Origin of the sequence: Nocardioides aurantiacus, from assembly GCF_003752505.1 — a bacterium.
Lineage (GTDB): Bacteria > Actinomycetota > Actinomycetes > Propionibacteriales > Nocardioidaceae > Marmoricola > Marmoricola aurantiacus.
This window is the reverse complement of the sequence record NZ_RKHO01000001.1, coordinates 2,815,332-2,838,780: the sequence shown is the minus strand read 5'-3', so window position 1 is coordinate 2,838,780 and position 23,449 is coordinate 2,815,332. Positions and strand designations below refer to the sequence as shown.

Below are 23,449 nucleotides of genomic sequence, written 5' to 3'. Positions count from 1 at the left end.
GCCGCGTGCTCACCCTGACCGAGGCCGTGCGCGACCAGATCGTCGCCCACGCCAAGCGGGACCACCCCGACGAGGCCTGCGGCGTGGTCGCCGGACCCGAGGGCAGCGACCGCGCCGAGCGCGTGGTGGAGATGGTCAACGCCGCGGGGTCGCCCACCTTCTACGAGTTCGACTCCGGCGAGCTGCTCGACCTCTACAAGCAGATGTGGGCCCGCGACGAGGAGCCGGTCGTGGTCTACCACTCCCACACCGCCACCGAGGCCTACCCCAGCCGCACCGACATCGGGCTGGCGAGCGAGCCGGGAGCGCACTACGTGCTCGTCAGCACACGCGAGCACGGGAATTCTGACGGCCCTGTGGAGTTCAGGTCGTATCGCATCATCGACGGCGAGGTGACCGAGGAAGAGGTCACCATCGTGAAGGAGCACTCATGACCATCGAGGTCCGTATCCCCACCATCCTGCGCACCTACACCGGCGGCGAGAAGGCCGTCCAGGGCCAGGGCGACACGCTCGCGGCGCTGATCGAGGACCTGGAGGGTAACCACCCCGGCCTCAAGGACCGGCTCGTGGAGGTCAAGGACGGCCAGGACGACCTGCGCCGCTTCGTGAACCTCTACGTCAACGACGAGGACGTCCGCTTCACCGGCGGCCTCGGCACCACGCTCTCCGACGGCGACCAGGTCGTCGTGCTCCCGGCCGTCGCCGGCGGATGACGCGCTACGACGACCTGCTCGCCTCGGTCGGGTCCACCCCGCTCGTCGGGCTGCCGCGGCTCTCGCCGTCGCCCGAGGTCCGGCTCTGGGCCAAGCTGGAGGATCGCAACCCGACGGGGTCGATCAAGGACCGCCCGGCGCTGCGGATGATCGAGGCCGCCGAGGCCGACGGCACGCTGCGTCCCGGCTGCACGATCCTCGAGCCGACGTCGGGCAACACCGGCATCTCGCTGGCCATGGCGGCCAAGCTCAAGGGCTACCGCCTGGTCTGCGTGATGCCCGAGAACACCTCGGCCGAGCGGCGCCAGCTGCTGCGGATGTGGGGGGCCGAGATCGTCTCCTCGCCGGCCGCGGGCGGCTCCAACGAGGCGGTCCGGGTGGCCAAGAAGGTCGCCGACGAGCACCCCGACTGGGTGATGCTCTACCAGTACGGCAACGCCGCCAACGCGCTCTCCCACGAGGAGGGCACCGGCCCGGAGATCCTCGCCGACCTGCCCGAGGTCACCCACTTCGTGGGCGGGCTGGGCACCACCGGCACCCTGATGGGCGTCAGCCGCTGCTTCCGGGCCCGCAAGCCCGACGTCAAGGTCGTCGCGGCCGAGCCCCGCTACGGCGAGCTCGTCTACGGCCTGCGCAACCTCGACGAGGGCTTCGTCCCCGAGCTCTACGACGCGTCGCTGATCGACTCCCGCTTCTCGGTCGGCCCGCGTGACGCCGTACGCCGGGTGCGCGAGCTGCTCGAGGCCGAGGGCATCTTCGCCGGCATCTCGACCGGCGCCATCCTGCACGCCGCGCTCGGGCAGGCCGCCAAGGCGATCAAGGCCGGCGAGCGCGCCGACATCGCGTTCATCGTGTGCGACGGCGGCTGGAAGTACCTCTCCACGGGCGCCTACGAGGGCACGGTCGACGAGGCGGAGGACCGCCTCGAGGGCCAGCTCTGGGCCTGAGGCGACACCGGTGGAGCAGGCCTTCGACTACCTCCAGCTGGCGCTGGGCGTGCTGTGCGCGGTCGCGTCGGTGTGGCTCGTCGTGCAGCTGGTGCGCGACCGCCCGCCGGGCAACCGGCTGACCGACCTGCTCGGGCTGCTCGAGGTCGGGCTGCTCGTGCTCGCGGTGCTCGGCGTCGTCCGCCTGGTCACCGGTGGCGACGGCGTCCCCGCGTGGGAGTACGTCGGCTACCTGCTCGCCACCCTGCTCTTCGTGCCCGCGGGGCTGGTCTGGTCGGCCGGCGACCGCTCGCGTGGCGGCACCGCCGTGCTGCTGGTCGCGGTGCTGCTCGTGCCGTTCATGTTCGTGCGCCTGGCCCAGATCTGGGCCACCGGTGGCTAGCCCCACGGCCACCGGCTGGGGACGGGCGCTCGTCTTCGTCTACGGCGTGTTCGCGATCGCGGCGACCGGCCGCTCGGTGCTGCAGCTGACCACGGAGTTCTCCCGCGCCCCGCTGCCCTACCTGCTGAGCGGGTTCGCGGCGGTCGTCTACTGCGTCGCGACGTACGCCCTGGCGACGGGACGACGGCGGCTCGCCCTCGTCGCCGTCGGCATCGAGCTGGCCGGCGTGCTGCTCGTCGGGGTGAGCAGCCTGCTGCTGCCCCAGGACTACCCCGACCGCACGGTCTGGTCCGACTTCGGCGCGGGCTACGGCTTCGTGCCGCTCGTGCTCCCGGTGGTCGGCCTGTGGTGGGTGCTGCGCGGCGTACGCCGTGCGTGACGTGCCTCGCCATTCCGCCCGACGGGCCGGGCCGGGGGCTAGCCTCTCTCCTTGTGAGTGACGCGCCGATCGGGATCTTCGACTCGGGCTTCGGAGGTCTGACCGTCGCCCGGGCCGTGATGGACCAGCTCCCGCACGAGCCGGTGGTCTACCTGGGCGACACCGCCCGGCAGCCCTACGGTCCCAAGCCGATCGGCGAGGTCCGCGAGTACGCCCTGGAGTGCCTCGACCACCTCGTCGAGCAGGGCGTCAAGGCACTCGTCATCGCCTGCAACTCCGCCAGCGCCGCCGTGCTGCGCGACGCGCGCGAGCGCTACGACGTGCCGGTGGTCGAGGTGATCCTGCCCGCGGCCCGCCGTGCGGTCGCCGCCTCCCGCGAGGGCCGGATCGGCGTGATCTGCACCCGCGCCACCGCCGAGTCCATGGCCTACGACGACGCGTTCGCCGCCGCGCCGCAGGTGACGCTCTCGACGCGGGTGTGCCCCCGCTTCGTCGAGCTGGTCGAGCAGGGGGTCACGAGCGGGCCCGAGCTGCTGGCCGCCGCCCACGACTACCTCGACCCGCTGGTCGAGGCGCAGGTCGACACCCTGATCCTGGGCTGCACCCACTACCCGCTGCTCACCGGCGTGATCTCGCTGGTGATGGGCGACGGGGTGACGCTGGTCAGCAGCGCGGAGGAGTGCGCCAAGGACGTCTACCGCACCCTGGTGCAGCACGGCCTGGAGCGCGGGAGCCACGAGCCGGCCACCCACCGCTTCCTCACCACCGGCCAGCCGGAGGAGTTCGCGACCATCGGCCGGCGCTTCCTCGGTCCCGAGCTGCAGCGGGCCACGCAGTACGCCGGCGGCGCGTGGGTGATGTCGGCATGAGGGCGCTGCGGTGAGGGTCACCGTCATCGGCTGCTCGGGCTCCTACCCCGGACCCGAGTCCTCCGCCAGCTGCTACCTCGTCGAGGCCGAGCTCCAGGGCCGCACCTGGCGGATCCTGCTCGACCTCGGCAGCGGCGCGCTGGGCTCGCTGCAGCGCCACGTCGACGCCGGCTCCATCGACGGCGTCTTCCTCTCCCACCTGCACGCCGACCACTGCCTCGACCTGTGCGGCTACTACGTGATGCGCAAGTACCACCCCGACGGCGCGCTGCCGCGGATCCCCGTGTGGGGTCCTGCCGACACCGCCGGGCGGATGGCGCGCGCCTACGACCTGGAGGAGCAGCCGGGGATGAACGAGGAGTTCGACTTCATCCCCTACGGCACCACCGCGATCGAGATCGGCCCGTTCACCGTCACGGCGCGGCGGGTGGTGCACCCGGTCACGGCGTACGGCCTGCGGATCGAGGCCGACGGCCGCGCCCTGGCCTACTCCGGCGACACGGGGCTGTGCCACGGCCTCGACGACACGGCCCGCGAGGCCGACCTGTTCCTGTGCGAGGCCTCGTTCATGGAGGGCGCGCCCAACCCGCCCGACCTGCACCTGACCGGCGCCGAGGCGGGGCTCACCGCCCAGCGGGCGGGGTCGCGCAAGCTGGTGCTCACCCACATCCCGCCGTGGCACGAGCCGGCACAGGTGCTGGCCGAGGCCGAGGGGGAGTACGACGGCCCGATCGAGCTCGCCGTCCCCGGCCAGGTCCACGAGGTCTGAGCGGGACCCGGCGACCCGCGGCCCTCAGCGGCGACGCAGGTAGTCCGCCCCCACGGCGCGCAGTCGGTCGTGGGTGCCGTCGTAGGCCAGGGCCGGGCCGAGCAGGTGCTTGGGCAGCTTGCCGACCATCGTGTAGTTGGTGTCCACGACGTTGCCCACGGGCGCGAGCCCGGCCTGGCTCACCAGCTGCAGGGCGTCCAGCTCGTCGAGCCCGAGCAGCGACCCGGTCCACCCGACGAGGTCGAGCTGGCTCATCCGGTAGGCGTCCTCGAGCGGACGCGTCGAGCCGGTGGTCATCAGGAAGTCGTCGCTCTCCAGGCGCGGGGACCCCGGCGCCGAGCCCTTGACCAGGTCGACCACCACCACGGTCTGCATCGCCGCCTCGACCGCGGTGCCGCAGACCTCGCCCTCGCCCTGGCGGGCGTGGCCGTCGCCGATCGAGAGCATCCCGCCGGGGACGTTGACCGGGAAGTACGCCGTGACGCCGGCGCGCAGCTCGGGGGTGTCCATGTTGCCGCCGTGCGCGGCCGGGGTGATGCTCATCAGGACCTCGCCGGCGGCCGGGGCCACGCCCACGGTGCCGTGCATCGGGTCGAGGGGGAGCTCGACGGAGAAGTCGGAGCGGCGGGCGGTGAAGCGGCAGGTCCCGGCAGCCACGTCGACGTCGTAGACCCACACCCGCTCCTCCAGGGCCGGGTGGAGCATGGCCGTGGCGTGCGTCGTGGTCAGCGCGCCGAAGTGCGGGAACGTCGTGGACACGGCCCAGTCGCGCGACGGCACGATCTCCACGAAGTGCACCGCCAGGGTGTCGCCCACCTCGGCGCCCTCGACCGCGATCGGGCCACTGACGGGGTTGAGGTAGGGGAAGGTGCAGACCTGGCTGGGCAGGTCGTCGTGGCCGCGCACCAGTCCGCCGAAGCAGTCCTCGGTCGTGACCTCGACGACCGTGCCCGGGGCGACGGTCAGGAGCGGCTCGCGGCCCCCGAAGGCGAAGGACCACTGCTCGGGCGTGGGGGCCAGGGTGCGGACCTCGGTCATCGGGCCACCTCCGACGCGGTGCTGGTGCTGCCGGCGGTGTCGTCGAGCACCAGCTCGGGCCGACGACCGGTGGCGAGCAGGAAGGCGAGCAGGAGGGCGCCGATGCCGAGCCAGACGAACCCGAGCGTCTGTGCCGCCACGTCGGCGTTGACGACGACGAAGGCGAGGATGAGGAACCCGGCGGCGGGGGCGAGGAGGTGCTTGAACCACGCCCGGCTGCCGTTGCGCACCACGTAGTGCCACACCACGGAGACGTGCAGCACGAGGAAGGCGCTCAGCGCACCGAAGTTGACCAGGGTGCTGAGCAGCGTGATCCCGTCCTCGCGGGTGGACATGTAGAGGCCGAGGACCAGGGACACGGCGGCGACGAGCAGCGTGGCGTTGACCGGGACGCCCTTCGTCGGGTGCACCTTGGCCAGGAAGGAGGGCAGCTGGCGGTCGCGGGCCATGGCGTAGAGCAGCCGCGAGGTGGCCAGCTGGGCGACGAGGGCGTTGGCGAAGCCCCAGGCGATGGCGGTGGCGAGCGCGGTGAGCATGGCCAGCCACGGGCCGGCCGCCACGGCGGCAGCGTCGTAGAACGCGGTGCCGTCGGCGTCGCCCTCGGCGATGAGCGTGGCGGGGTCGGGCACCAGCAACGCCGCGATCCAGGTCTGGACGACGAAGAGCGTCCCGGCGAGGAGCAGCGCGGCGACCATCGAGCGGCCGATCGCGCGAGCCTGCTCCTTGCTCTCCTCGGCCAGCATCGAGATGCCGTCGAAGCCGAGGAAGGAGAGGACGGCGATCGAGACCGCGCCGAGCACCAGGGAGATCGAGAAGGTGTCGGGGTTGTAGAGCGGCGTGAAGTCGAAGCCCCGGCCCCGGCCCATGGCCAGGGCGACGATGCCGATCACCACGAAGATCGCCAGCACGACCAGCTCGCCGACGAGCATCACCTTGTTGACCTTGGCGGTCATCTCGATGCCGGTGTAGTTGACCACCGTGTTGAGGACCACGAAGCCGACCAGCCACAGCCACACCGGCACCGCGGCGATCAGCGAGTGCATCGCGATGGAGGCGATCAGGTAGAGCAGGCCGGGGATCAGCACGTAGTCGAGCAGGATCATCCAGCCGGAGAGGAAACCGACCGGGGCGGCGATGCCGCGTCCGGCGTAGGTGTAGACCGAGCCCGCCATCGGGAAGGCCCGCGACATCTGGGCGTAGGAGAGGGCGGTGAACATCATCGCGACCATGCCGATGGCGTACGCCAGGGCCACCATGCCGCCGGAGCCCTGGAAGACGCCGCCGAAGATGCCGAACGGGGCGATCGGGACCATGAAGACCAGGCCGTAGACCAGCAGGTCGGTGAAGCTCAGGGAGCGGTGCAGCTCCTGGGTGTAGCCGTAGCGCTCGACGTCGTGGGACGTCAGGTCGGGTTCGCTCATGGGGTCCTCGTCGGGGTCCGGGCCGCCCGTGCGGCCAGGGGGGAGCGTAGGCCCAATCACTTCCAGATGGAAGGACTCTGTCCGGTGTCCCGTCGCGTGCCGGCCACGACCGCGAGGTCGAAGGCCTCGGCGCGGGCGAGGTGCATGCCGCGACGGCGACGCAGCTCGGCGACCTCGGGTGCGCCACGGCGGAGCGAGGCGGTCCCGAGCGCGTCACGGCCGGCCAGGGCGGCCACCAGGCGGACCCCGTCGTAGACCCCCTCGGCGTAGGAGTCGAGGACGGGTGCCCGCGGGCCGAGGAGCGCCGCGTGCCGTTCGGCCAGGCCGGTGCGGTCGTCGTCGGTGAGGGAGGCGAAGGACGGCATCGCGGCGTACAGGGTCCCGGTGCGGTCGCCGCGCGCCGCCAGCAGCCCGTTCTCCTCCAGGGCCCCCGAGAGCCGCACCAGCCGTCGGTCGAGACCGGTGCGGCGGGCGGCGGTGTTGAAGGTGGCGAGGTCGCGCCCGACCATGCTGAGCAGGACGGCGTCGGCGCGCGAGGTGACCAGGTCGTCCAGCAGCCGCGCGAGGCGGTCGTCGAGTCCGCCGAGAGGCACGCGCGCCTCGAGCACCACCGTCGCGCCCTGCTCGGCGACGAGCCGGCGGGCGTGGCGGTGCACCGACCGGGGCCAGATGTAGTCGCTGCCGACCAGGGCCCAGCGCCGCAGCCGGTGGGTCCGGGTCAGCCAGGCGATCGACCCGCGCAGCTGCTGGGACGGGTCGGCGCCGAGGCAGACCACGCCGGGCAGCCGGCGGCCGCCCTCGTGCGGCGGGGTGAAGACGTACGGCGTCCGGCCCGCCAGCGCGGACTCGACGGCGCGGTGCACGTCGCTGGTGTGGAAGCCGACGACGGCGTCCACGAGGCCCCGGGTCGCCAGGTCGGCCACGTCGCGCGCCACGTCGCCGGGCCGCCGGCCGGCGTCGACCAGGACGAGGTCGAGCACCCGCCCCCGCAGGCGCTCCTGCACGTTGGTCTCGTGGGCCGCGAGCAGCGCAGCGTCGAGGGCCGAGGGACCGGTCAGCCCGAGCGGGCCCGACTGGGGCACGGCCAGGGCGACGCGGACGCGGCCGGCCGGCCGCGGCAGGTGCTGCGCCTCCAGCGGGTCCGTCAGCGCCGCCTCGATCTCCACGGGCCCGAGTATGCTCCGCGACACCGGGAGGACGAGGGGGTGCCGGGCGATGGGGCGACCGGACGTGACGACGGCCACGGCGCTGCCGCCGTCCCTCGTGGACCGGCTGACCACGCTGCAGCGCCACGCGGCCCGTGGCCTGACCGCGGTCCTCGCCGAGGACGGTTGCACCCTCGACCAGTGGCGCGTGCTCCGCGCCCTGGGTGACGGGGAGGGACACACGATGGGCGGGCTCGCCCAGGGCCTGCAGGTCGCCGCCCCCACCCTCACCCGGGTGACCGACACCCTCGCGGACGCGGCGCTGGTCTACCGCCGACAGACGGGGGAGGACCGGCGACGGGTGCTGCTCCACCTGAGTCGGCAGGGCCGTCGGCGCCTGGACGGGCTGGAGGCGTTGGTGGCCGCCCACGAGGCCGCGCTGCTCGCCTCGCCGCCGTGGGCCGCCGCCGCGGCCGAGCTCACGGGGCTGCTGGCGCAGGACGGGCACGCCGGGACGCGCTGAGGTCCCGGGGCCACGTCTCGCCTCTTGGCATGATGGCCGGCGTGATCACCCTCGAGAACGTCACCAGGCGCTACGGAGGCTTCACCGCGGTCGACCGGGTCTCCTTCACCGCCCAACCCGGGCGGGTGACCGGCTTCCTCGGGCCCAACGGCGCCGGCAAGTCCACGAGCATGCGCATCATGGTGGGGCTGACCTCCGCCGACGAGGGCCGGGCCCTCATCGGCGGGCACCGCTTCGCCGACATCCCCAACCCCTCGCGCCACGTCGGCGTGCTGCTGGACGCCTCGGCCCAGCACGCCGGCCGCACCGGCCGCGAGGTGCTGCGGATCAGCGCCGACACCATGGGCGTGGGTCGCCAGCGGGTGGAGGAGATGCTCACCCTGGTCGGGCTCGACGGCGACGAGGCCAAGCGCCGGGTCCGCAACTACTCCCTCGGCATGCGGCAGCGCCTCGGCATCGCCAACGCGCTGCTGGGCGACCCGTCGGTGCTGATCCTCGACGAGCCGGTCAACGGCCTCGACCCCGCCGGCATCCACTGGATGCGCGGGCTGCTGCGCAGCTTCGCGCAGGGCGGCGGGACCGTGCTGCTGTCCTCCCACCTGCTGCACGAGGTGGAGATGATCGCCGACGACATGATCCTCATCGGCCGCGGCAGGATCGTGGCGCAGGGCACCAAGGCCGAGCTGCTGCAGACCCAGGGCACCTACGTGAAGCCCTTCGAGGCCGGCGCGCTCGACCGGCCGCTCGCCGCGGCCGGCATCACCTTCCTGCCCTCGGGCGACGGCGGCGTCCGCGCCGAGGCCGACCCCGTCGACGTCGGTCGCGCGGCGGCCGGGGCCGGGGTCGTCCTGGTCGAGCTCCGGCCCGCCGAGGGCGCCGGCCTGGAGGAGATGTTCCTGCAGCTGACCGCGGCCGACGCCCGCGAGCCCGTCACCAACCAGCCCCCACGCCCGGTCGGACCCCAGGGAGCCCCCCGATGAGCCAGACCCTCGACCTGTCGACCACCAGCCGGACCCCGTTCGCGCGGCTGGTCAAGGTGGAGCTGCGCAAGAGCTGGGACACCCGTGCCGGCATCTGGCTGCTCGCGATCACCGCGGGCCTGGCCATCGTGGTGATGGTGATCGCGATGATCACCTTCGCGGTGCAGGACCTGCCGCTCGACTTCGGGCTGCTGATGGCCACCACGACGTACACCACCGGGCTGCTGCTGCCGATCCTCGGCATCATGCTCGTCACCGGCGAGTGGGGCCAGCGCACCGGCATGGTGACCTTCGCCCTCGAGCCGTCGCGGACCCGCGTGGTGCTGGCCAAGCTGGTGGCGGGGCTGCTCCTGGCGGTGGTGGTCGCCGTCATCGCCGTGGTCGCCGCGGTGCTCAGCAACCTGCTCTACGGCCTGGTCTCCGGCAGCGACATCTCGTGGGACCTCGGTGACACCTCGCTCCAGGGCTTCGTGATCCTGCAGGCCGTCTCGATGCTGACCGGCTTCGCCATCGCCGCGCTGCTGCTCAACACCGCGGCCGCGATCGTCGTCTACTTCGCCTACTCCTTCGTCCTGCCGATCGTGTTCGCGGTCGTCGCCGGGCTCGTCGGCTGGTTCCGCGACCTGCAGCCCTGGATCGACTTCGCCAACGCGCAGACGCCGCTGTTCGACTGGAGCATCTCCGGGGTGGAGTGGGCGCACCTGCTCGTCTCCGGGGCGCTGTGGCTGGGGCTGCCGCTGGCCCTGGGCATGGTGCGGATCCTGCGTGCCGAGGTGAAGTGAGGCCGGCCCGGGACGCTGTCGGGGCCGCCGTCGGGACCGCCCCGTAGGGTCACGCGCATGACGTCACGAGCAGACGGCCGCGCCGACGACGAGCTCCGCAAGATCACCCTCACCCGCCACTGGCAGGACCACCCCGCGGGGTCGGTGCTGGTCGAGTTCGGCCGCACCCGCGTGCTCTGTGCGGCGTCGGCCTCCGAGGGCGTGCCGCGCTGGCGCAAGGGCTCCGGCCTGGGCTGGGTGACCGCGGAGTACGCCATGCTGCCCTCGGCCACCAACACCCGCTCGGACCGCGAGTCGGTCAAGGGGAAGGTCGGTGGCCGCACCCACGAGATCTCCCGGCTGGTGGGCCGCTCGCTGCGCGCGGTGATCGACTACCAGGCGCTGGGCGAGAACACCATCGTGCTCGACTGCGACGTGCTCCAGGCCGACGGCGGCACCCGCACGGCCGCCATCACCGGCGCCTACGTCGCGCTCGCCGATGCCGTCGCGCACCTGCGCGAGCAGGGCGCGCTCAAGGGCGACCCGCTGACCGGCTCGGTCGCGGCGGTCTCGGTCGGCATCATCGACGGCACCCCGCGGCTCGACCTGCCCTACGAGGAGGACGTCCGCGCCGAGACCGACATGAACGTCGTGATGGACGGCGCGGGCCGGTTCATCGAGGTGCAGGGCACCGCCGAGGGGGCGCCGTTCGACCGCGCCGAGCTCGACGCCCTGCTCGACCTCGCCGCCGGTGGCTGCGCCGACCTCACCCGCATCCAGGCCGAGGCTCTCGGCGCCGCTCGCTCGTGAGCCAGGCCCCGCGGCTGTTCGTGGCCTCGCGCAACCCCGGCAAGATCGCCGAGATGCGGCGGCTGCTCGAGCAGCACGTCCCGGGCGTCGAGGTGCTCGGGCTGGCCGACGTGGCGGCGTACGACGAACCCGTGGAGGACCAGCCCGACTTCGTCGGCAACGCGCTGCTCAAGGCCCGCGCCGGCCTGGCCGCGACCGGGCTGCCGAGCATCGCCGACGACAGCGGGCTGTGCCTCGAGGAGCTGCACGGGATGCCGGGGGTGCTCTCGGCCCGCTGGTCGGGGCAGCCCAAGTCCGACGAGCGCAACAACCGGCTGCTGCTCGAGCAGCTCGCCGACACCCCCGACGAGCGCCGGGCGGCGTCGTTCCGCTGCGCCGTCGCCGCCTGCCACCCCGACGGTCGCGAGCTGGTCGTCGAGGGCGTGATGGCCGGCCGGGTCATCCACGAGGTCCGGGGCGAGGGCGGCTTCGGCTACGACGGCCTCTTCGTGCCCGACGACCAGGAGGGCGGGCTCACCTCGGCCGAGCTGTCGCCCGAGGCCAAGGACGCGATCTCGCACCGCGGTCGAGCGCTGCGCGAGATCGCGCCCCGGGTCGCCGAGCTGCTGCAGGGCTGAGCCTGCAGCAGCGGTGGCTCAGACCGTGATCACGACCTTGCCGCGCGGGTGGCCCTCCTCGGAGAGGCGGTGGGCGTCGGCGACGTGGTCGAGGTCGAAGGTCTCGGCCACCACGACGCGCAGGCTGCCCGCGTCGACGAGGGCGGCCAGGGCCTCCAGCCCGTCGCGGTCGGGGCGCACGAAGACGTAGGTGCCGCCGAGCTCGCCGACGCCGGCCGCGTCGACCACGGAGGCGAGGCGGGTGCTGCCCTCGCGCAGCTGTGCGGGCGCGTCGGACAGGGCGTCGCCACCGATCAGGTCGAGCACGGCGTCGACCGGCCCGCCGACCGACGAGAGCTGCTCGCTGACCGGACCGGCGGCGTAGTCGACGACCTCGTCGGCACCGAGCTCGCGCAGCCAGTCGTGGGAGCCCGCCGAGCCGGTCGCCACGACGGTCGCGCCGAGCGACTTCGCGATCTGCACCGCCAGGTGGCCCACCCCGCCGGACGCGGCGTGCACCAGGACGCGGTCGCCCGCGGTGACCTCGAGCGCCTCGGTCAGCGCCTGGTAGGCCGTGAGCCCGGCCAGCGGCAGCGCGGCGGCCTCCTCGAAGGAGGCGTTCGCCGGCTTGGCGGTCACGGTGCGCTCGGGCGCCGGGACCAGCTCGGCCGTGGTGCCCTGGTGGACGTCGTCGCGGCGTACGTAGCCGAAGACCTCGTCGCCGACGGCCACCCCGGTGCGGACCGCCGGACCGACCGCCTCGACCACACCGGCGACGTCCCAGCCCGGGATGATCGGCAGGTGGTGGGGGAAGGCGCCCTGCAGGTAGCCCTCGCGGATCTTCCAGTCCACCGGGTTGACGCTCGTCGCCCGGACGCGGACCAGGACGGTGTCCGGCCCCACGGGCGGGTCGGCCACCTCGGTCACCCGCAGGTTCTCGGCCCCACCGAACTCGTCGTACACCGCTGCTCGCACTGGCTGTCCTCTCGTCGGTTGCTGGTTCGTCGTACCCAACAGAGGAGGAGGTGGTGCGATTCCATGGTCGGCTCGCGGGCCGGCGGACGGCCGGGTCCGCGCCGAACGAACGATCAGCTCGTGGCGGGCACTGTCCTCTCCCGCCTGGCAACCGCTCGGAACGGCCGAACTGATCGTCCGTCGGGTGTCGGTGACCTGACCGGGTCGGGGTGCGAGTGCGCCCGGCGAGAGTCGAACTCGCACTGTCCAGGACCTAAACCTGGTGCCTCTGCCTGTTGGGCTACGGGCGCGGGACCGGCTCAGTCCAGGCCGAGGTCCTTGCGGAGCTTGGCGACGTGGCCGGTGGCCTTGACGTTGTACTGCGCGACCTCGACCACGCCCTGCTCGTCGACGACGACGGTGGAGCGGATGACGCCCTGGACGACCTTGCCGTAGAGCTTCTTCTCGCCGAACGCGCCGTACGACGTCATCACCTGCTTGTCCTCGTCGGAGGCGAGGGTGAGGGTCAGGCCGTCGCGCTCGCGGAACTTCGCCAGCTTGGCCGGCTTGTCCGGGGAGACGCCGACGACCTCGTAGCCCTGGCCGCGCAACGAGTCGAGGGAGTCGGTGAAGTCGCAGGCCTGCTTGGTGCAGCCCGGCGTCATGGCGGCGGGGTAGAAGTACACGATCACCTTCGACCCGCGCAGGTCGGAGAGGCGGACCACGTCGCCGGTGTCGGTCGGGAGCGCGAAGTCGGGGGCCTGGTCGCCGGGGGAGAGGCGGGCGGGGGAGGGGGTCGTCTCGCTCAACGGGGAGTCACGTCCTGTCCGTTCGGGGAGTTGTTGCGAACGATTCGCAATAACGTAGGGTCGCGGCATGCACGTTCCCGACGGGTTCCTCGACGCACCCACCTCGATCGCCACCGCGGCCGTGGCCGTCGGGGGCGTCGCGCTGGCCCTGCGGGGCGCCCGACGAGAGCTCGACGACCGTACCGCGCCCATGGCGGGCCTCGTCGCGACCTTCGTCTTCGCCGGGCAGATGATGAACTTCCCGGTCGCGGCCGGGACCAGCGGCCACCTCCTCGGCGGAGCGCTCGCGGCGGTGCTGGCCGGTCCGTGGACCGCCGTGCTGTGCGTGACCACCGTGCTGATCGTGCAGGCGCTGTTCATGGCCGACGGCGGCATCACCGCGCTCGGCACCAACATCGACCTGATGGCGCTCGTGGGCGTCGGGGTCGGCTGGCTGGTCTTCGTGGCCGTACGCCGGGTCCTGCCCACGCGCCTGGGGTCGGTCGCCCCCGCGGCGGCCGTCGGTGCGTTCCTCAGCGTCCTCGCGGCGGCCACCCTGTTCAGCGCCCTGTTCGCCCTCGGCGGCACCGCCCCCGTCTCGCCCGACCGGGTGCTGGTGGCGATGCTGTCGTGGCACACCGTGATCGGCCTCGGCGAGGCCGCGATCACCGCGCTGGTCGTGGGGTCGGTGGTCGCGGTGCGGCCCGACCTCGTGCACGGCGCGCGCCCCGCGCTGAAGGCACGCACCCTGGAGGTACGCCGCCCGGTCACCACGGTCCGGACCGAGCCTGCCCCGACCGCACCCGCCGGGGACACCGCGTGAGCCGCCGCGGCTTCCTGCTGGCCTTCCTGCTGGTCAGCCTGGTGATCGCGGGGGTGGGCAGCTTCTACGCCTCCTCCCACCCCGACGGGCTGGAGTTCGTGGCGGAGCGGACCGGCTTCCTCGACTCCGCCGACGACTCGCCGGCCGCCGCGAGCCCGCTGGCGGGCTACCAGACCACGGGCGTCGAGGACGAGCGCGTGAGCGGCGGGCTGGCCGGCGTCATCGGGGCCGCGGCCACGCTGCTGGTCGCCGGAGCGCTGTTCCGCGTGCTGCGCCGACGCGGCCCCACCGAGGACGACGACACCGAGCGCACCGAGCGCACCGAGCGCACCGAGCCCCGCGTCCCCCAGGCACGGTCCTGACGTGGGAGCCGGGCACGGGCACCGGTTGCACTACCACGGCCACAGCGTCGTCCACCGGGCCCCGGCGCACCTGAAGCTGGTCGCGCTCGTCGGCTTCATGCTGCTGGTGGTGGCGACGCCGCGGCAGTGGTTCTGGATGTTCGCGGTCCACGCCGTGGTGCTGCTGACCGTGGTCGGCCTGAGTCGCGTGCCCCCGGCGTACCTCGCCAAGCGGATGGTCGTCGAGACGCCGTTCGTGCTCTTCGCCGTGCTGGTGCCCTTCATCGCCGAGGGGCCCCGCGTCGAGGTGCTCGGGGCGTCGGTCTCCGAGCCGGGCCTGCTCGCTGCCTGGGGCCTGCTGGTCAAGGGCACCCTGGGCGTGCTGGCCTCGCTCACCCTCGCGGCCACGACCGAGCCCCACGACGTCCTCGCGGGGCTGCGCCGGCTGCGGATGCCCGACCTGTTCGTGCAGATCATGGGCTTCATGCTGCGCTACCTCGACGTGGTCACCGCCGAGCTCGCCCGGATGAGCACCGCGATGCGCTCGCGCGGCCTCGACCCGCGCTCGCCGCGCCACTGGCCGGTGCTGGCGCGCTCGCTCGGCTCGCTGTTCATCCGCTCCTACGAGCGTGGCGAGCGGGTCCACCTGGCCATGGTGGCCCGGGGGTACGACGGGACGCTGCCGACGCGGGAGCGGGCCTCGTGAGCGTCCCGGTGCTCGACGTCCGGGGCCTGGCCCACGCCTACCCCGATGGCCACCAGGCGCTCTTCGGTGTCGACCTCCACGTCCACCGGGGCGAGCGGGTGGCGCTGCTCGGGCCCAACGGCGCCGGGAAGACCACGTTGGTGCTGCACCTCAACGGCATCCTCACGGCGGGCGCCGGGTCGGTGCACGTGTCGGGGCTGCCGGTGGAGAAGAAGAACCTCAAGGAGGTACGCCGCCGCGTCGGCATCGTCTTCCAGGACCCCGACGACCAGCTCTTCTCCGCGACCGTGCGTGACGACGTCGCGTTCGGTCCGGCCAACCTGGGCCTGCGAGGACCCGAGCTCGAGGCGTGCGTGCGGGGGGCGCTGACCCAGGTCGGCATGCTCGAGCACGCCGACCGGCCGCCCCACCACCTCTCCTTCGGCCAGCGCCGGAGGGTGGCGGTGGCCACCGTGCTGGCGATGCAGCCCGAGATCCTGGTGCTCGACGAGCCGTCGTCCAACCTCGACCCGGCGTCGCGCCGCGAGCTCGCGGACATCCTGCGGGGGCTCGACGTCACCGTCCTGATGGTGACCCACGACCTGCCGTACGCCCTCGAGCTGTGTCCCCGGGCGGTGGTCCTCCACGACGGGCAGGTCGTCGCCGACGGTGACACCCACGACCTGCTGACCGACACCGAGCTGATGCGTCGGCACCGGCTGGAGCTGCCGTTCGGCTTCGACCCGGCCGCGCTGCCGCGCCCCGGACCCGTTGGTAACGTGACCCCCGACCACCCGCCGCCCACGCGGGTCCAGCGTGCGTGACCGACAGGAGCCAGCCCCGTGTCCGACCAGGTGTCGTCCCTCGAGCGTGAGATCGAGCAGACCCGCGAGCGGCTCGCCGCCACGATCGACCAGCTCCTCCACCGCGCGAGCCCCAAGACCATCGCCAAGCGCGAGGCCGCCTCGGTCAAGGGATTCTTCGTCGACCCGGCGGGCAACCCTCGCCAGGACAACATCCTCAAGGTCGTGGGCGGGGTCGCGGTGGCCGTGACGTTCTTCTACCTCGTGCGGCACGTCGCGGGCGACTAGCCCGTCCGCACCAGGCCCTGGGGGTCGAGCTCGCCCTCGGGGGCGATCCGCGGACCCGGCGCCGGCACGTCGAGCGGCACCACGAAGCGGAAGGTCGTGCCCTCGCCGGCCGCGGAGGTGCACTCCACGCGGCCGTCGTGGGCCTCGGCGATGGCCCGCACGATGCTCAGCCCCAGGCCGGTGCCCTGGATCGCCTGCTCGGTGGCGAGCGAGGACCGGAAGAACCGCTGGAAGAGCTGGTCCTGCTCCTCGACGGGGATGCCGAGACCGGTGTCGCTGACCGACACGGCTGCCTCGCGCGCCCCGGGCTCGCCGAGCACGGTCAGCCCGACGTCGACCCGACCGCCCTCGGGCGTGAACTTCACCGCGTTGCCGACCAGGTTGAGGACCAGCCGCTCGAGCTGGCAGGGGTCGCCCTGGAGGACGACCGGCTCGTCGGGGGTGCGGACCGCGAGCGCGATCCGCTTGCTGCGGGCGGCGTGGCTCACGACCTCGGTCGCCGAGCGCACGGGCGTGCGCAGGTCGGTCTCGCGGCGCTCGACGGACAGCCGGCCGTCCTCGACCTTGGCGAGGGTCAGCAGGTCCTCCACGAGGGCGAGCAGCCGCTCGCCGTTGCGGTCGATGGAGCCCACCAGCTGCAGCTGGTCGGGCGTGAGGTTGGCGGCCAGGTCGTCGCCCAGGATCTCGGCGTAGCCGATGATGCTCGTCAACGGTGTCCGCAGCTCGTGGCTGACCGAGGAGACGAAGTCGTTCTTGGCGCGGTCGAGGTCGCGCATCCGGAGGTTGGTCTCGCGCTCCTTGTCCAGCGCCTGCCGCAGCGCCTGCTCGGCGGCGCGGCGGTCGGTCACGTCGCGGACGACGTCGAGCCAGCCGACGTGGCGGCCCGCCTGGTCGCGGACCCGGCTGACGCTGGCCGAGACGCTGGTCCGGGAACCGTCGCGGCGTACCCACGTCCACTCGCGGGTGTCCTGCTCGCTGCCGTCGCTCGCCGTGGTCACCGGGCGCGTCAGCACCTCCGGCCCGGGGGCGACGCCGAGCTCGCGGGCCCGGTCGAGGATCTCGCCGACCTCGTGGAAGCGGGTCGGGTCGCACCGGCCGACGACCTCCTCGGCACGGTAGCCGAGCAGCTGCTCGGCGCCGGTGCTGAACCACGTGATGGTGCCGTCGAGGTCGGTGGCCACGAAGGCGGTCCCGCTCGCGGAGTCCATGAGCTGTCCGAGCTGCACCTCGTGGGCCCGGTTGAGGCGGGTCGACTCGCGCAGGCTCGACATCGCGACCATGAAGGCCACCACGGTGATCGCGCCGACCGTGACCAGCGCCTGGGGCGTCGCGAGCATGTCGAGCACCCCGGCGTCCTCGGGGAGCGGCGCGAAGGGCCCGACCTCCCGCATGCTCAGCGAGGCCAGGAAGCTGCACACCACGACGAGCTCGACCTTGGTCCACCGGGAGGTGAACCGGGCGGCCGACCACACCAGCAGCGGCAGCATCACGAAGGCGAGGGGCTGGTCGGCGGTCGCCAGCAGGCACATCGTGGCGCCCGCGGCGAGCAGGGCGAGGTGGACCACGACCTCCACGGCCCGCACCCGCACGCCCGGGTCGGGCTGGGTCAGGAACGGCGGCAGTACGGCGACCTGGGCCGCGAGGTGGGTCAGGAAGACCCAGACCACCAGCATCCCGGGCTCGGGGCGGTCCAGCACGCCGTACGCCGCGGACGTGGTCAGTGCCGCAGCGGCGGAGCCGGCTCCCACCGCGACCAGGAACCGGCGGTAGTCCGACCAGGTGGCGAGCCGGGCCCGGGCCAGCTCGAAGCCGGTCAGCCACCAGGTGACGACGAGCGCCTCGACGGCCGTGGAGACGGCGAGCGCGAGGGTGATGCCAGGGGTGGCCCCGGCGGCGGTGCCGGCCACGACGACCGCGACGACGACGGCCGCGACGCCCACGGGGAGCCGGCGGCCGGGCAGCCGCAGCAGCAGCGCCGAGGCGGCCACGCCGGCGGTCCACCAGCGCGAGACCAGCTCGGGCACGGGGCTCTCGCGCAGCGCGAGGAAGACCGCGACCGTGACCGCGAGCACCAGGGTGGCGTCACCCAGGGTGCGGAGCGACGGAGTACGCACGGTGCTCTCCTGGTGGCGCGGGCGGCGGTGGTACGACGTTAGGCCGTCACCGCCGCCCACGGCAGCAGAACCCGCAAATAGTGCAATACGGACTTGTCAGCGACCGTCGCGCGGCGAGAAGTCCGGGTCGTTCGGGTCGGTCGGGCGCAGCGCCGGGTCGGACCGGTCGGCGGCGTGCGAGCCTCCCGTGCCGGTCTGGCCGTGCGTCCCGGTGGTGCCGGTGCCGGTGCCGGTGCCGGTCTGGCGGGGGGTGTGCTCGTCGACCTCGCGGGCCACGCCCTGACGGGTGTCGTGACCGGTCTGGTGGCCGGTCTGCTGGCTGGTCTGGTGACCGGTGGTGTCGTGACGCGTGTCCGTGCCGGTCGCGTCGTGACGGGTGTCGCGGCCGGTCAGGTCGCCGTCACGGCCGGTCTCGTGTGCGGTGTCGCGGCGGGTCTCGTGGCCGGTCTCGGGGCCGGTCGAGTCCAGGCGGGGCTCGTAGTCGGACGCCCGGTGGTCGACGTCGGGGTCGAGACGGTCGGCCTCGCGCACGGCGTCCTCGCGCTGGGCGTGGGCGACCTGGGCCTCGGTGCGACGCTCCCCGGCCTCGCGCTCGAGGCGCTCGGCGCGCTCACGGGCGGCCTGGGCCTCGGCCTCGGTCTCGCGGGCGCGGGCCTCCTGCGCCTGGGTGCCGGCGGTGGCGGCTCCCGCCTCCTGGCGCAGCTCGCCGGCGCGCTGGCGGGCCAGCTCCTTCTTGCGGCGGTTGCGCGCGGCGAGCAGCAGCCCGACCAGCAGCAGCAGCGCGACCACGACGACCGCGATGATGACGTACTTCATGTGTGCCTCCTGTTGATTCCCCGGAGGCCGCGTGTACCCCGGTGACCCCGCCCCTAACGGGAGGCGGGGCGGAGCGGGGCAGGAGGGGTCAGGCGTAGGTGGTGCTGCGGTGGGGCCGGCAGGCCATCACCAGCGCGACCACCCAGCCCACGATCGTCCAGCCGAGCAGGAAGTTGACCCAGCCGATGGTGGTGCTGTTGGTCTTGCCACGGGTGGCGGCGATCGCCCACGGGAGGAAGTAGCCACCGGTGACGACCGTGAGGGTCCAGGCCAGCACGAGCGCGAGGGTGCTGTGCCGCTGCTCGGCGACGACGAGGGGACGCGGGGGGCCGGGGAAGCTCATGGGCCCACCGTAGGCGCGACGGGCAAGCCGTGGCCGAGCGCCGGATCGGCGTACGTCACCCCCGTCAGCCGGTCGTCGAGGAAGTGCAGCGAGGTCAGGCTGCCCAGCGCGACCTCGCGTCGACGGGGCAGGTGGGCCGGGCGCCGACCCTCGGCGCGGCGGCGCGTCACCCAGATCGGCACCTGGTGGCTGACCAGCACGACCTCGTGCCCGCGGGCGGTCGCACGGGCCTCGTCGACGGCCGCCGCCATCCGCCGCACGACGTCGCGGTAGGGCTCGCCCCACGACGGGCGCCAGGGGTTCCACAGTGCCCGCCACACCCGGGGCTGGGCCAGGATGCTGCGGTTCATGTCGACCCGGCGGCCCTCGAAGACGTTGGTGACCTCGACGAGCCGGTCGTCCAGGCGTACGCCGAGACCCAGCCGGTCGGCCACCGGGCCGGCGGTCTCGAGGGCCCGCTCCAGGGGCGAGGACACCAGGGCGGTGACGTCACGACCCGCGAGGAGGTCCGCGGCCCGCACGGCCATCGCCCGACCGGCGTCCGACAGGCCGAAGCCGGGGGCGCGGCCGTAGAGCACCCCGTCGGGGTTGTGGACCTCGCCGTGGCGCAGCAGGTGGACGACGGTGCGGGTGGCCTCAGCGCTCACGGTGCCGCCGCTCGGCGAGGTCGACCACCTGGCACGGCTCGGCGTCCGTGTCGGCGCCCGTGTCCGGGTCGGCGTCCGGGTCGGCACCAGCCTCGGTGCCCGGGGTCGAGGACCCGAGGTCGGGCAGCCGGAGCCGCGCCCGGAGCCGGTCGGCGAGGCGGCGGCAGGCCTGGGGCCCGAGCAGGTCGAGCCGCTCGGACTCCGGCAGCCCGCCGGCCGACTCGGGGCGGCGCAGCATGCCGCGCAGCTCGTCGTGGACCAGCGCGGGGGTGAGGGTGATGCCGTGGCCGTCGAGCTCACGGACCACGCAGTCCACCAGGGCGTCGAACCCGGCGTGGCTGCGCGCCCGGGGCGTCACAGCGGCAGCCGGCGGAAGACCGGCCGGGGCAGGTGGCGCAGTGTCGACATCACCGGGCGCAGCGGCCGGGGGACCCACACCTGCTCGCGGCCCGCGGCCACGCCGTCGACGACCGCGCGGGCGACCTCGTCGGGCCCGACGGCCAGCGGCGCGGCGTCGAGGCCCTCGGTCATCCGCGACCGCACGAACCCGGGGCGCACGACGAGGACCCGGCCGCCGAGCGGGCGCAGCGCCTCGCCGAGCCCGGTGTAGAAGGCGTCCATCCCGGCCTTGCTCGAGCCGTAGACGAAGTTGGACCGGCGGGGCCGCTCGCTGGCCACGCTGGAGAGCGCGACCACGACGCCGTGGCCCTGGGCGCGCACCATCGCGGCCAGCGCGACGCCGCTGAGCACGGGCGCGGTGTAGTTGGTGCGGGCGATCCGGCCCGCCTCCTCGGGGTCCTGCCAGGCCCGCTCGGGGTCGCCGAGCACGCCGTAGGCCACGACGGCGACGTCGACGTCGCCCCCGGCCCGGGCCTTCTCGACCACCCGGACGTGCGCCCCGTCGTCGAGCGCGTCGAAGTCGTGCACCTCGACGCGGCAGCCGCGTCCCTCGAGCCGCGCGGCGGCGGCGTCGCGTCGCTCGCCCGGGCGGGCGGCCAGCACGACCCGCAGCCCCGGGGCCTGCTCGGCCCAGGCGTCGGCGACGGCGAGGCCGATCTCGGAGGTGCCGCCGAGCAGCAGCAGGGACTGGGGGCGACCGGTGGCGTCCATCATGGGTAGGCCTCTCGTGCGGGGGTGGGGGTGAGCAGCCCGAGGCGTCGGGCCAGGTCGGAGGCGAAGCGGCCCTCGGGGTCCACGCGGCGGCGCAGCGCGGCGAACCGGGGCAGGTCGGGGTACATCGCGGCCAGGTGGTGGGCGGGGGTGCGCGAGTCCTTGGCCAGGTAGACCCGGCCGCCCGCCTCGAGCACCATCGCGTCGAGCCGGTCGAGCAGCCCGGCGAGCCCGGCCGCGACGGGGAGGTCGAGCGCGAGCGTCCAGCCGGGCAGGGGGAAGGACAGGGGCGAGGGCGTGCCCGGGCCGAAGCGCTTGAGCACGTTGAGGCAGGAGACGTGACCGCTGGCCGCGACCGCGGCGACGACCGCGGGCACCACCGCTGCGGCGTCGTGGGGGACCGCGAGCTGGTACTGCGCCAGGCCGCGCGGACCGTAGAGGCGGTTCCAGGACGCGACGCCGTCGAGCGGCTGGAAGAAGCCGAAGGCGTGCTCGACCCCGGTGGTCGGGTGTCGCGGTGCCCTGCGGAACCAGAGCTCGTTGAAGGCCCGTCCGCTGAGCCGGTTGACCAGGGAGGCGGGCGGCACCAGCGGCACCGCGACCGAGCGCGGCGGCGGCACGGCGTACGGCGCCCCGCGGTCGGCCTCGGGCAGTTCCTCGAGCCGGGCGTCGTGCCCGCTGAGCACCACCCCGCGCCCGGAGCCGCGGCCGCGCGAGATCGAGTCGAACCACGCGACGCTGTACTCCGCCTCGTGGTCGAGCCGGGTGAGCGCGTCCATCACCTCGCCCAGGTCGCCGTGGCGCTCGCTGGTCACCACGACCGAGGAGGTCTCGACGCGGCGCACGGACAGCTCGGCGCGGAGCACCACGCCGGTGAGGCCCATCCCGCCGACCGTGCCCCAGAACAGCTCGGGATCGGGGCCGTCGGGCCGCAGCCGCTGCACCTCGCCGTCGGCGGTGAGCAGGTCGAGCCAGCGCACGTGGGCCCCGAAGCTGCCGGCCACGTGGTGGTTCTTGCCGTGGACGTCGGCGGCGACCGCCCCGCCGACGCTGACCTGGCGGGTGCCGGGCTGCACCGGGAGGGTCAGCCCGACACCGAGGAGCACCCGGAGCAGCTCGTCGAGGCTGGTGCCGGCCTCGACCTCGACCACCGCGGCGTCCACGTCGAGGCGTCGTACGCCGCGGTGGCGGGTCATGTCGAGCACGGTGCCGCCGGCGTTCTGGGCGGGGTCGCCGTAGCTGCGGCCCAGGCCGCGGGCCAGCACCCCGCGGTCACCGGCGCCCCGGACTGCCTCGGCGACCTCCACGGCCCCGGTGGGCGTGCGGACCGACGCGACCGACGGCGAGGTCCGGCCCCACCCGTGCAGCGCGGTCGGGGAGCCGGGGCTCACCCGAGCACCGCGCCGACGGCGACGAGCGCGACCCAGACGACCGCGATGACCTGGAGGTGGCGGTCGCCCAGCACGATCTCCTCGGGCCGTTCGGCGTGGCCGCGGTCGACCACGGCGGCGTACCGCATCAGGCAGAGCACGAACGGCGCGACCGAGATCGCCGCCCACGGCGTGCCGCCGGCCGCGGAGCCGGGGCCGTTGAGCGCCCAGAGCAGGTAGACGGTCACGGTGACGCCGGCGGCCATGGTCCAGACGAAGCGCAGGTAGCTGGCGGAGTACTTGCGCAGCGAGGGGCGGGTCCCGGCGTCGGCGCCCATGCGGACCATCTCGGAGTAGCGCTTGCCGGACACGACGAACAGCGCGCCGAAGGTGGCCACGAGCAGGAACCACGGCGAGAGCGCGAGCCCCGAGGCGGTGCCGCCGGCGATCGCGCGCAGCAGGAAGCCCGACGACACCACGGCCAGGTCGAGCGCGGGCTCGTCCTTGACGCCGCCGAGGTAGGCGGCCTGGACGGCGACGTAGGCCAGCACGGTGAGGCCGAGCGGCAGCGCCCACAGGGTGGCGGCCACCACGGCCGCCAGCATCAGCACGGTCCCGACGGCCACGGCCGCGCGGACGCCGATCTCGCCGGCGGCCACGGGGCGGCGGCGCTTGGTCGGGTGCAGCCGGTCCTGGGGGGCGTCGAGCGCGTCGTTGAGCAGGTAGCACCCCGAGGCCGCGACGCAGAACACCGCGAACGCCACCAGCGCGCCCACCAGCACCTCGGGGTCCAGGACCCGGCCCCCGGCCAGCGGAGCGGCGAGGACGAGGGCGTTCTTGGGCCACTGCCGGGGTCGTACGGCGCGCAGCCACGCCGGCCCCCGGGGCGCGCTGGTGCGGTCGGGGTCGGCGTCGCCGGCCCTCCGCAGGGCGGTGACGGGGGCGGGCAGCGGGTCGACGGTCTCGACGGGCGTCTCGATCGGGTGCTCGACCGGGGTCGCGTCCAGGGGAGGCATGGCGGGCGGTACCCGT

Annotated in this window: 30 protein-coding genes and 1 tRNA gene; 17 read left to right on the top strand and 14 right to left on the bottom strand. The window is 74.0% G+C overall.

The window, feature by feature from the left end; translation table 11 throughout:
- The first annotated feature begins 5 nt into the window (after positions 1-5).
- Genes EDD33_RS13815 through EDD33_RS13785 form a run of 7 tightly spaced genes read left to right on the top strand, consistent with a single transcriptional unit; the run spans position 6 to position 4,061 of the window.
- A complete protein-coding gene (locus EDD33_RS13815) occupies positions 6-434 on the top strand; it encodes a M67 family metallopeptidase (protein ID WP_056544577.1) in 429 nt (142 codons plus the stop codon).
- The gene (locus EDD33_RS13810) at positions 431-715 is read left to right on the top strand and encodes a MoaD/ThiS family protein (protein ID WP_123391537.1); all 285 of its coding nucleotides are present in this window, start codon (positions 431-433) and stop codon (positions 713-715) included. Before EDD33_RS13815 ends, EDD33_RS13810 begins: the two co-directional genes overlap by 4 nt.
- Positions 712-1,662, top strand: a complete 951-nt coding sequence (locus EDD33_RS13805) for a PLP-dependent cysteine synthase family protein (RefSeq protein ID WP_123391536.1) — start codon at positions 712-714, stop codon at positions 1,660-1,662. Before EDD33_RS13810 ends, EDD33_RS13805 begins: the two co-directional genes overlap by 4 nt.
- 10 nt (positions 1,663-1,672) lie before the next feature.
- Complete coding sequence (locus EDD33_RS13800) at positions 1,673-2,044, top strand: hypothetical protein (protein WP_123391534.1); 372 nt, start codon at positions 1,673-1,675, stop codon at positions 2,042-2,044.
- Positions 2,037-2,423 carry a hypothetical protein gene (locus EDD33_RS13795; RefSeq protein WP_123391533.1) on the top strand — a complete coding sequence of 129 codons (387 nt, stop codon included), beginning with the start codon at positions 2,037-2,039 and terminating at the stop codon, positions 2,421-2,423. The genes EDD33_RS13800 and EDD33_RS13795 overlap by 8 nt, the downstream gene beginning before the upstream one ends.
- A 53-nt stretch (positions 2,424-2,476) precedes the next feature.
- Positions 2,477-3,292, top strand: a complete 816-nt coding sequence (gene murI, locus EDD33_RS13790) for a glutamate racemase (RefSeq protein ID WP_123391532.1) — start codon at positions 2,477-2,479, stop codon at positions 3,290-3,292.
- 10 nt (positions 3,293-3,302) lie between these two features.
- Positions 3,303-4,061 carry an MBL fold metallo-hydrolase gene (locus EDD33_RS13785; RefSeq protein WP_123391531.1) on the top strand — a complete coding sequence of 253 codons (759 nt, stop codon included), beginning with the start codon at positions 3,303-3,305 and terminating at the stop codon, positions 4,059-4,061.
- Between the two features lie 24 nt (positions 4,062-4,085).
- Here EDD33_RS13785 and EDD33_RS13780 read toward each other — a convergent pair whose 3' ends face one another.
- The 3 genes from EDD33_RS13780 to EDD33_RS13770 are packed head-to-tail and all read right to left on the bottom strand — an operon-like array spanning position 4,086 to position 7,686.
- Positions 4,086-5,099 (bottom strand): acetamidase/formamidase family protein, encoded by a 1,014-nt coding sequence (locus tag EDD33_RS13780; RefSeq protein ID WP_123391530.1) that lies wholly within the window; start codon positions 5,097-5,099, stop codon positions 4,086-4,088.
- Entirely contained in the window at positions 5,096-6,520 is a 1,425-nt protein-coding gene (locus EDD33_RS13775) for an APC family permease (protein ID WP_123391529.1), read from the bottom strand. The genes EDD33_RS13780 and EDD33_RS13775 overlap by 4 nt, the downstream gene beginning before the upstream one ends.
- 56 nt (positions 6,521-6,576) lie before the next feature.
- Complete coding sequence (locus tag EDD33_RS13770) at positions 6,577-7,686, bottom strand: ABC transporter substrate-binding protein (RefSeq protein WP_123391528.1); 1,110 nt, start codon at positions 7,684-7,686, stop codon at positions 6,577-6,579.
- 64 nt (positions 7,687-7,750) lie between these two features.
- Between EDD33_RS13770 and EDD33_RS13765 the strand changes: the two genes are divergently transcribed.
- Genes EDD33_RS13765 through rdgB form a run of 5 tightly spaced genes read left to right on the top strand, consistent with a single transcriptional unit; the run spans position 7,751 to position 11,356 of the window.
- Entirely contained in the window at positions 7,751-8,188 is a 438-nt protein-coding gene (locus EDD33_RS13765) for a MarR family winged helix-turn-helix transcriptional regulator (protein ID WP_211332550.1), read from the top strand.
- Between the two features lie 41 nt (positions 8,189-8,229).
- Complete coding sequence (locus EDD33_RS13760) at positions 8,230-9,168, top strand: ABC transporter ATP-binding protein (protein ID WP_211332549.1); 939 nt, start codon at positions 8,230-8,232, stop codon at positions 9,166-9,168.
- A complete protein-coding gene (locus tag EDD33_RS13755; RefSeq protein ID WP_123391525.1) occupies positions 9,165-9,950 on the top strand; it encodes an ABC transporter permease in 786 nt (261 codons plus the stop codon). Before EDD33_RS13760 ends, EDD33_RS13755 begins: the two co-directional genes overlap by 4 nt.
- A gap of 57 nt (positions 9,951-10,007) precedes the next feature.
- The gene (gene rph, locus EDD33_RS13750; RefSeq protein ID WP_123391524.1) at positions 10,008-10,739 is read left to right on the top strand and encodes a ribonuclease PH; all 732 of its coding nucleotides are present in this window, start codon (positions 10,008-10,010) and stop codon (positions 10,737-10,739) included.
- Positions 10,736-11,356, top strand: coding sequence for an RdgB/HAM1 family non-canonical purine NTP pyrophosphatase (gene rdgB, locus EDD33_RS13745; protein WP_281274175.1), 621 nt, complete (start codon positions 10,736-10,738; stop codon positions 11,354-11,356). Before rph ends, rdgB begins: the two co-directional genes overlap by 4 nt.
- 18 nt (positions 11,357-11,374) lie before the next feature.
- On the opposite strand, the gene EDD33_RS13740 is transcribed toward rdgB, so the two are convergent.
- The 3 genes from EDD33_RS13740 to bcp all read right to left on the bottom strand — a co-directional run bounded on the left by EDD33_RS13740 (position 11,375) and on the right by bcp (position 13,098).
- Entirely contained in the window at positions 11,375-12,310 is a 936-nt protein-coding gene (locus EDD33_RS13740; protein ID WP_123391523.1) for an NADP-dependent oxidoreductase, read from the bottom strand.
- A 216-nt stretch (positions 12,311-12,526) separates the two neighbouring features.
- Positions 12,527-12,600: transfer RNA gene (locus EDD33_RS13735), tRNA-Leu, on the bottom strand.
- A 9-nt stretch (positions 12,601-12,609) separates the two neighbouring features.
- A complete protein-coding gene (gene bcp, locus EDD33_RS13730; RefSeq protein ID WP_246003517.1) occupies positions 12,610-13,098 on the bottom strand; it encodes a thioredoxin-dependent thiol peroxidase in 489 nt (162 codons plus the stop codon).
- A gap of 67 nt (positions 13,099-13,165) precedes the next feature.
- Between bcp and EDD33_RS13725 the strand changes: the two genes are divergently transcribed.
- From EDD33_RS13725 to EDD33_RS13710, 5 genes are read left to right on the top strand one after another with little or no spacing between them, the layout of a single operon-like run.
- Entirely contained in the window at positions 13,166-13,900 is a 735-nt protein-coding gene (locus EDD33_RS13725; RefSeq protein ID WP_170169827.1) for an energy-coupling factor ABC transporter permease, read from the top strand.
- Positions 13,897-14,262, top strand: coding sequence for a PDGLE domain-containing protein (locus EDD33_RS20095; protein WP_170169826.1), 366 nt, complete (start codon positions 13,897-13,899; stop codon positions 14,260-14,262). Before EDD33_RS13725 ends, EDD33_RS20095 begins: the two co-directional genes overlap by 4 nt.
- Position 14,263: 1 nt before the next feature.
- Entirely contained in the window at positions 14,264-14,947 is a 684-nt protein-coding gene (gene cbiQ, locus EDD33_RS13720) for a cobalt ECF transporter T component CbiQ (protein WP_123391521.1), read from the top strand.
- Entirely contained in the window at positions 14,944-15,750 is an 807-nt protein-coding gene (locus EDD33_RS13715; RefSeq protein WP_123391520.1) for an energy-coupling factor ABC transporter ATP-binding protein, read from the top strand. The genes cbiQ and EDD33_RS13715 overlap by 4 nt, the downstream gene beginning before the upstream one ends.
- Before the next feature lie 18 nt (positions 15,751-15,768).
- On the top strand, positions 15,769-16,017 hold the full coding sequence (locus EDD33_RS13710; RefSeq protein ID WP_123391518.1) for a DUF3618 domain-containing protein: 249 nt from the start codon (positions 15,769-15,771) through the stop codon (positions 16,015-16,017).
- Here the strand turns inward: EDD33_RS13710 and EDD33_RS13705 are convergent.
- The 8 genes from EDD33_RS13705 to EDD33_RS13670 form a co-directional block, all read right to left on the bottom strand.
- A complete protein-coding gene (locus EDD33_RS13705) occupies positions 16,014-18,131 on the bottom strand; it encodes an ATP-binding protein (RefSeq protein WP_148077095.1) in 2,118 nt (705 codons plus the stop codon). The two genes, EDD33_RS13710 and EDD33_RS13705, sit on opposite strands and share 4 nt — an antisense overlap.
- A gap of 96 nt (positions 18,132-18,227) precedes the next feature.
- Positions 18,228-18,947: a hypothetical protein gene (locus EDD33_RS13700; protein WP_123391516.1), complete on the bottom strand. Its 720-nt coding sequence runs from the start codon at positions 18,945-18,947 to the stop codon at positions 18,228-18,230.
- Between the two features lie 88 nt (positions 18,948-19,035).
- The gene (locus EDD33_RS13695) at positions 19,036-19,290 is read right to left on the bottom strand and encodes a superinfection immunity protein (protein ID WP_123391515.1); all 255 of its coding nucleotides are present in this window, start codon (positions 19,288-19,290) and stop codon (positions 19,036-19,038) included.
- Entirely contained in the window at positions 19,287-19,937 is a 651-nt protein-coding gene (locus tag EDD33_RS13690) for a histidine phosphatase family protein (RefSeq protein ID WP_123391514.1), read from the bottom strand. Before EDD33_RS13690 ends, EDD33_RS13695 begins: the two co-directional genes overlap by 4 nt.
- A complete protein-coding gene (locus EDD33_RS13685; protein WP_123391513.1) occupies positions 19,927-20,295 on the bottom strand; it encodes a hypothetical protein in 369 nt (122 codons plus the stop codon). The genes EDD33_RS13690 and EDD33_RS13685 overlap by 11 nt, the downstream gene beginning before the upstream one ends.
- Entirely contained in the window at positions 20,292-21,050 is a 759-nt protein-coding gene (dprE2, locus tag EDD33_RS13680) for a decaprenylphospho-beta-D-erythro-pentofuranosid-2-ulose 2-reductase (protein ID WP_123391511.1), read from the bottom strand. Before dprE2 ends, EDD33_RS13685 begins: the two co-directional genes overlap by 4 nt.
- Complete coding sequence (dprE1, locus tag EDD33_RS13675; protein WP_123391510.1) at positions 21,047-22,438, bottom strand: FAD-binding oxidoreductase; 1,392 nt, start codon at positions 22,436-22,438, stop codon at positions 21,047-21,049. The genes dprE2 and dprE1 overlap by 4 nt, the downstream gene beginning before the upstream one ends.
- Positions 22,435-23,433 (bottom strand): decaprenyl-phosphate phosphoribosyltransferase, encoded by a 999-nt coding sequence (locus tag EDD33_RS13670; RefSeq protein ID WP_123391509.1) that lies wholly within the window; start codon positions 23,431-23,433, stop codon positions 22,435-22,437. The genes dprE1 and EDD33_RS13670 overlap by 4 nt, the downstream gene beginning before the upstream one ends.
- Positions 23,434-23,449: the final 16 nt, after the last annotated feature.

What these genes read in the sequence shown, in the direction of transcription:
- rph (WP_123391524.1), top strand. Translation starts at nt 10,008, where the DNA reads ATGACGTCACGAGCAGACGGCCGCGCCGACGACGAGCTCCGCAAGATC.
- EDD33_RS13810 (WP_123391537.1), top strand. Translation starts at nt 431, where the DNA reads ATGACCATCGAGGTCCGTATCCCCACCATCCTGCGCACCTACACCGGC.
- EDD33_RS13700 (WP_123391516.1), bottom strand. Translation starts at nt 18,947, where the DNA reads ATGAAGTACGTCATCATCGCGGTCGTCGTGGTCGCGCTGCTGCTGCTG.
- EDD33_RS13755 (WP_123391525.1), top strand. Translation starts at nt 9,165, where the DNA reads ATGAGCCAGACCCTCGACCTGTCGACCACCAGCCGGACCCCGTTCGCG.
- dprE2 (WP_123391511.1), bottom strand. Translation starts at nt 21,050, where the DNA reads ATGATGGACGCCACCGGTCGCCCCCAGTCCCTGCTGCTGCTCGGCGGC.
- EDD33_RS13695 (WP_123391515.1), bottom strand. Translation starts at nt 19,290, where the DNA reads ATGAGCTTCCCCGGCCCCCCGCGTCCCCTCGTCGTCGCCGAGCAGCGG.
- EDD33_RS13725 (WP_170169827.1), top strand. Translation starts at nt 13,166, where the DNA reads ATGCACGTTCCCGACGGGTTCCTCGACGCACCCACCTCGATCGCCACC.
- EDD33_RS13780 (WP_123391530.1), bottom strand. Translation starts at nt 5,099, where the DNA reads ATGACCGAGGTCCGCACCCTGGCCCCCACGCCCGAGCAGTGGTCCTTC.
- EDD33_RS13670 (WP_123391509.1), bottom strand. Translation starts at nt 23,433, where the DNA reads ATGCCTCCCCTGGACGCGACCCCGGTCGAGCACCCGATCGAGACGCCC.
- EDD33_RS13775 (WP_123391529.1), bottom strand. Translation starts at nt 6,520, where the DNA reads ATGAGCGAACCCGACCTGACGTCCCACGACGTCGAGCGCTACGGCTAC.
- EDD33_RS13805 (WP_123391536.1), top strand. Translation starts at nt 712, where the DNA reads ATGACGCGCTACGACGACCTGCTCGCCTCGGTCGGGTCCACCCCGCTC.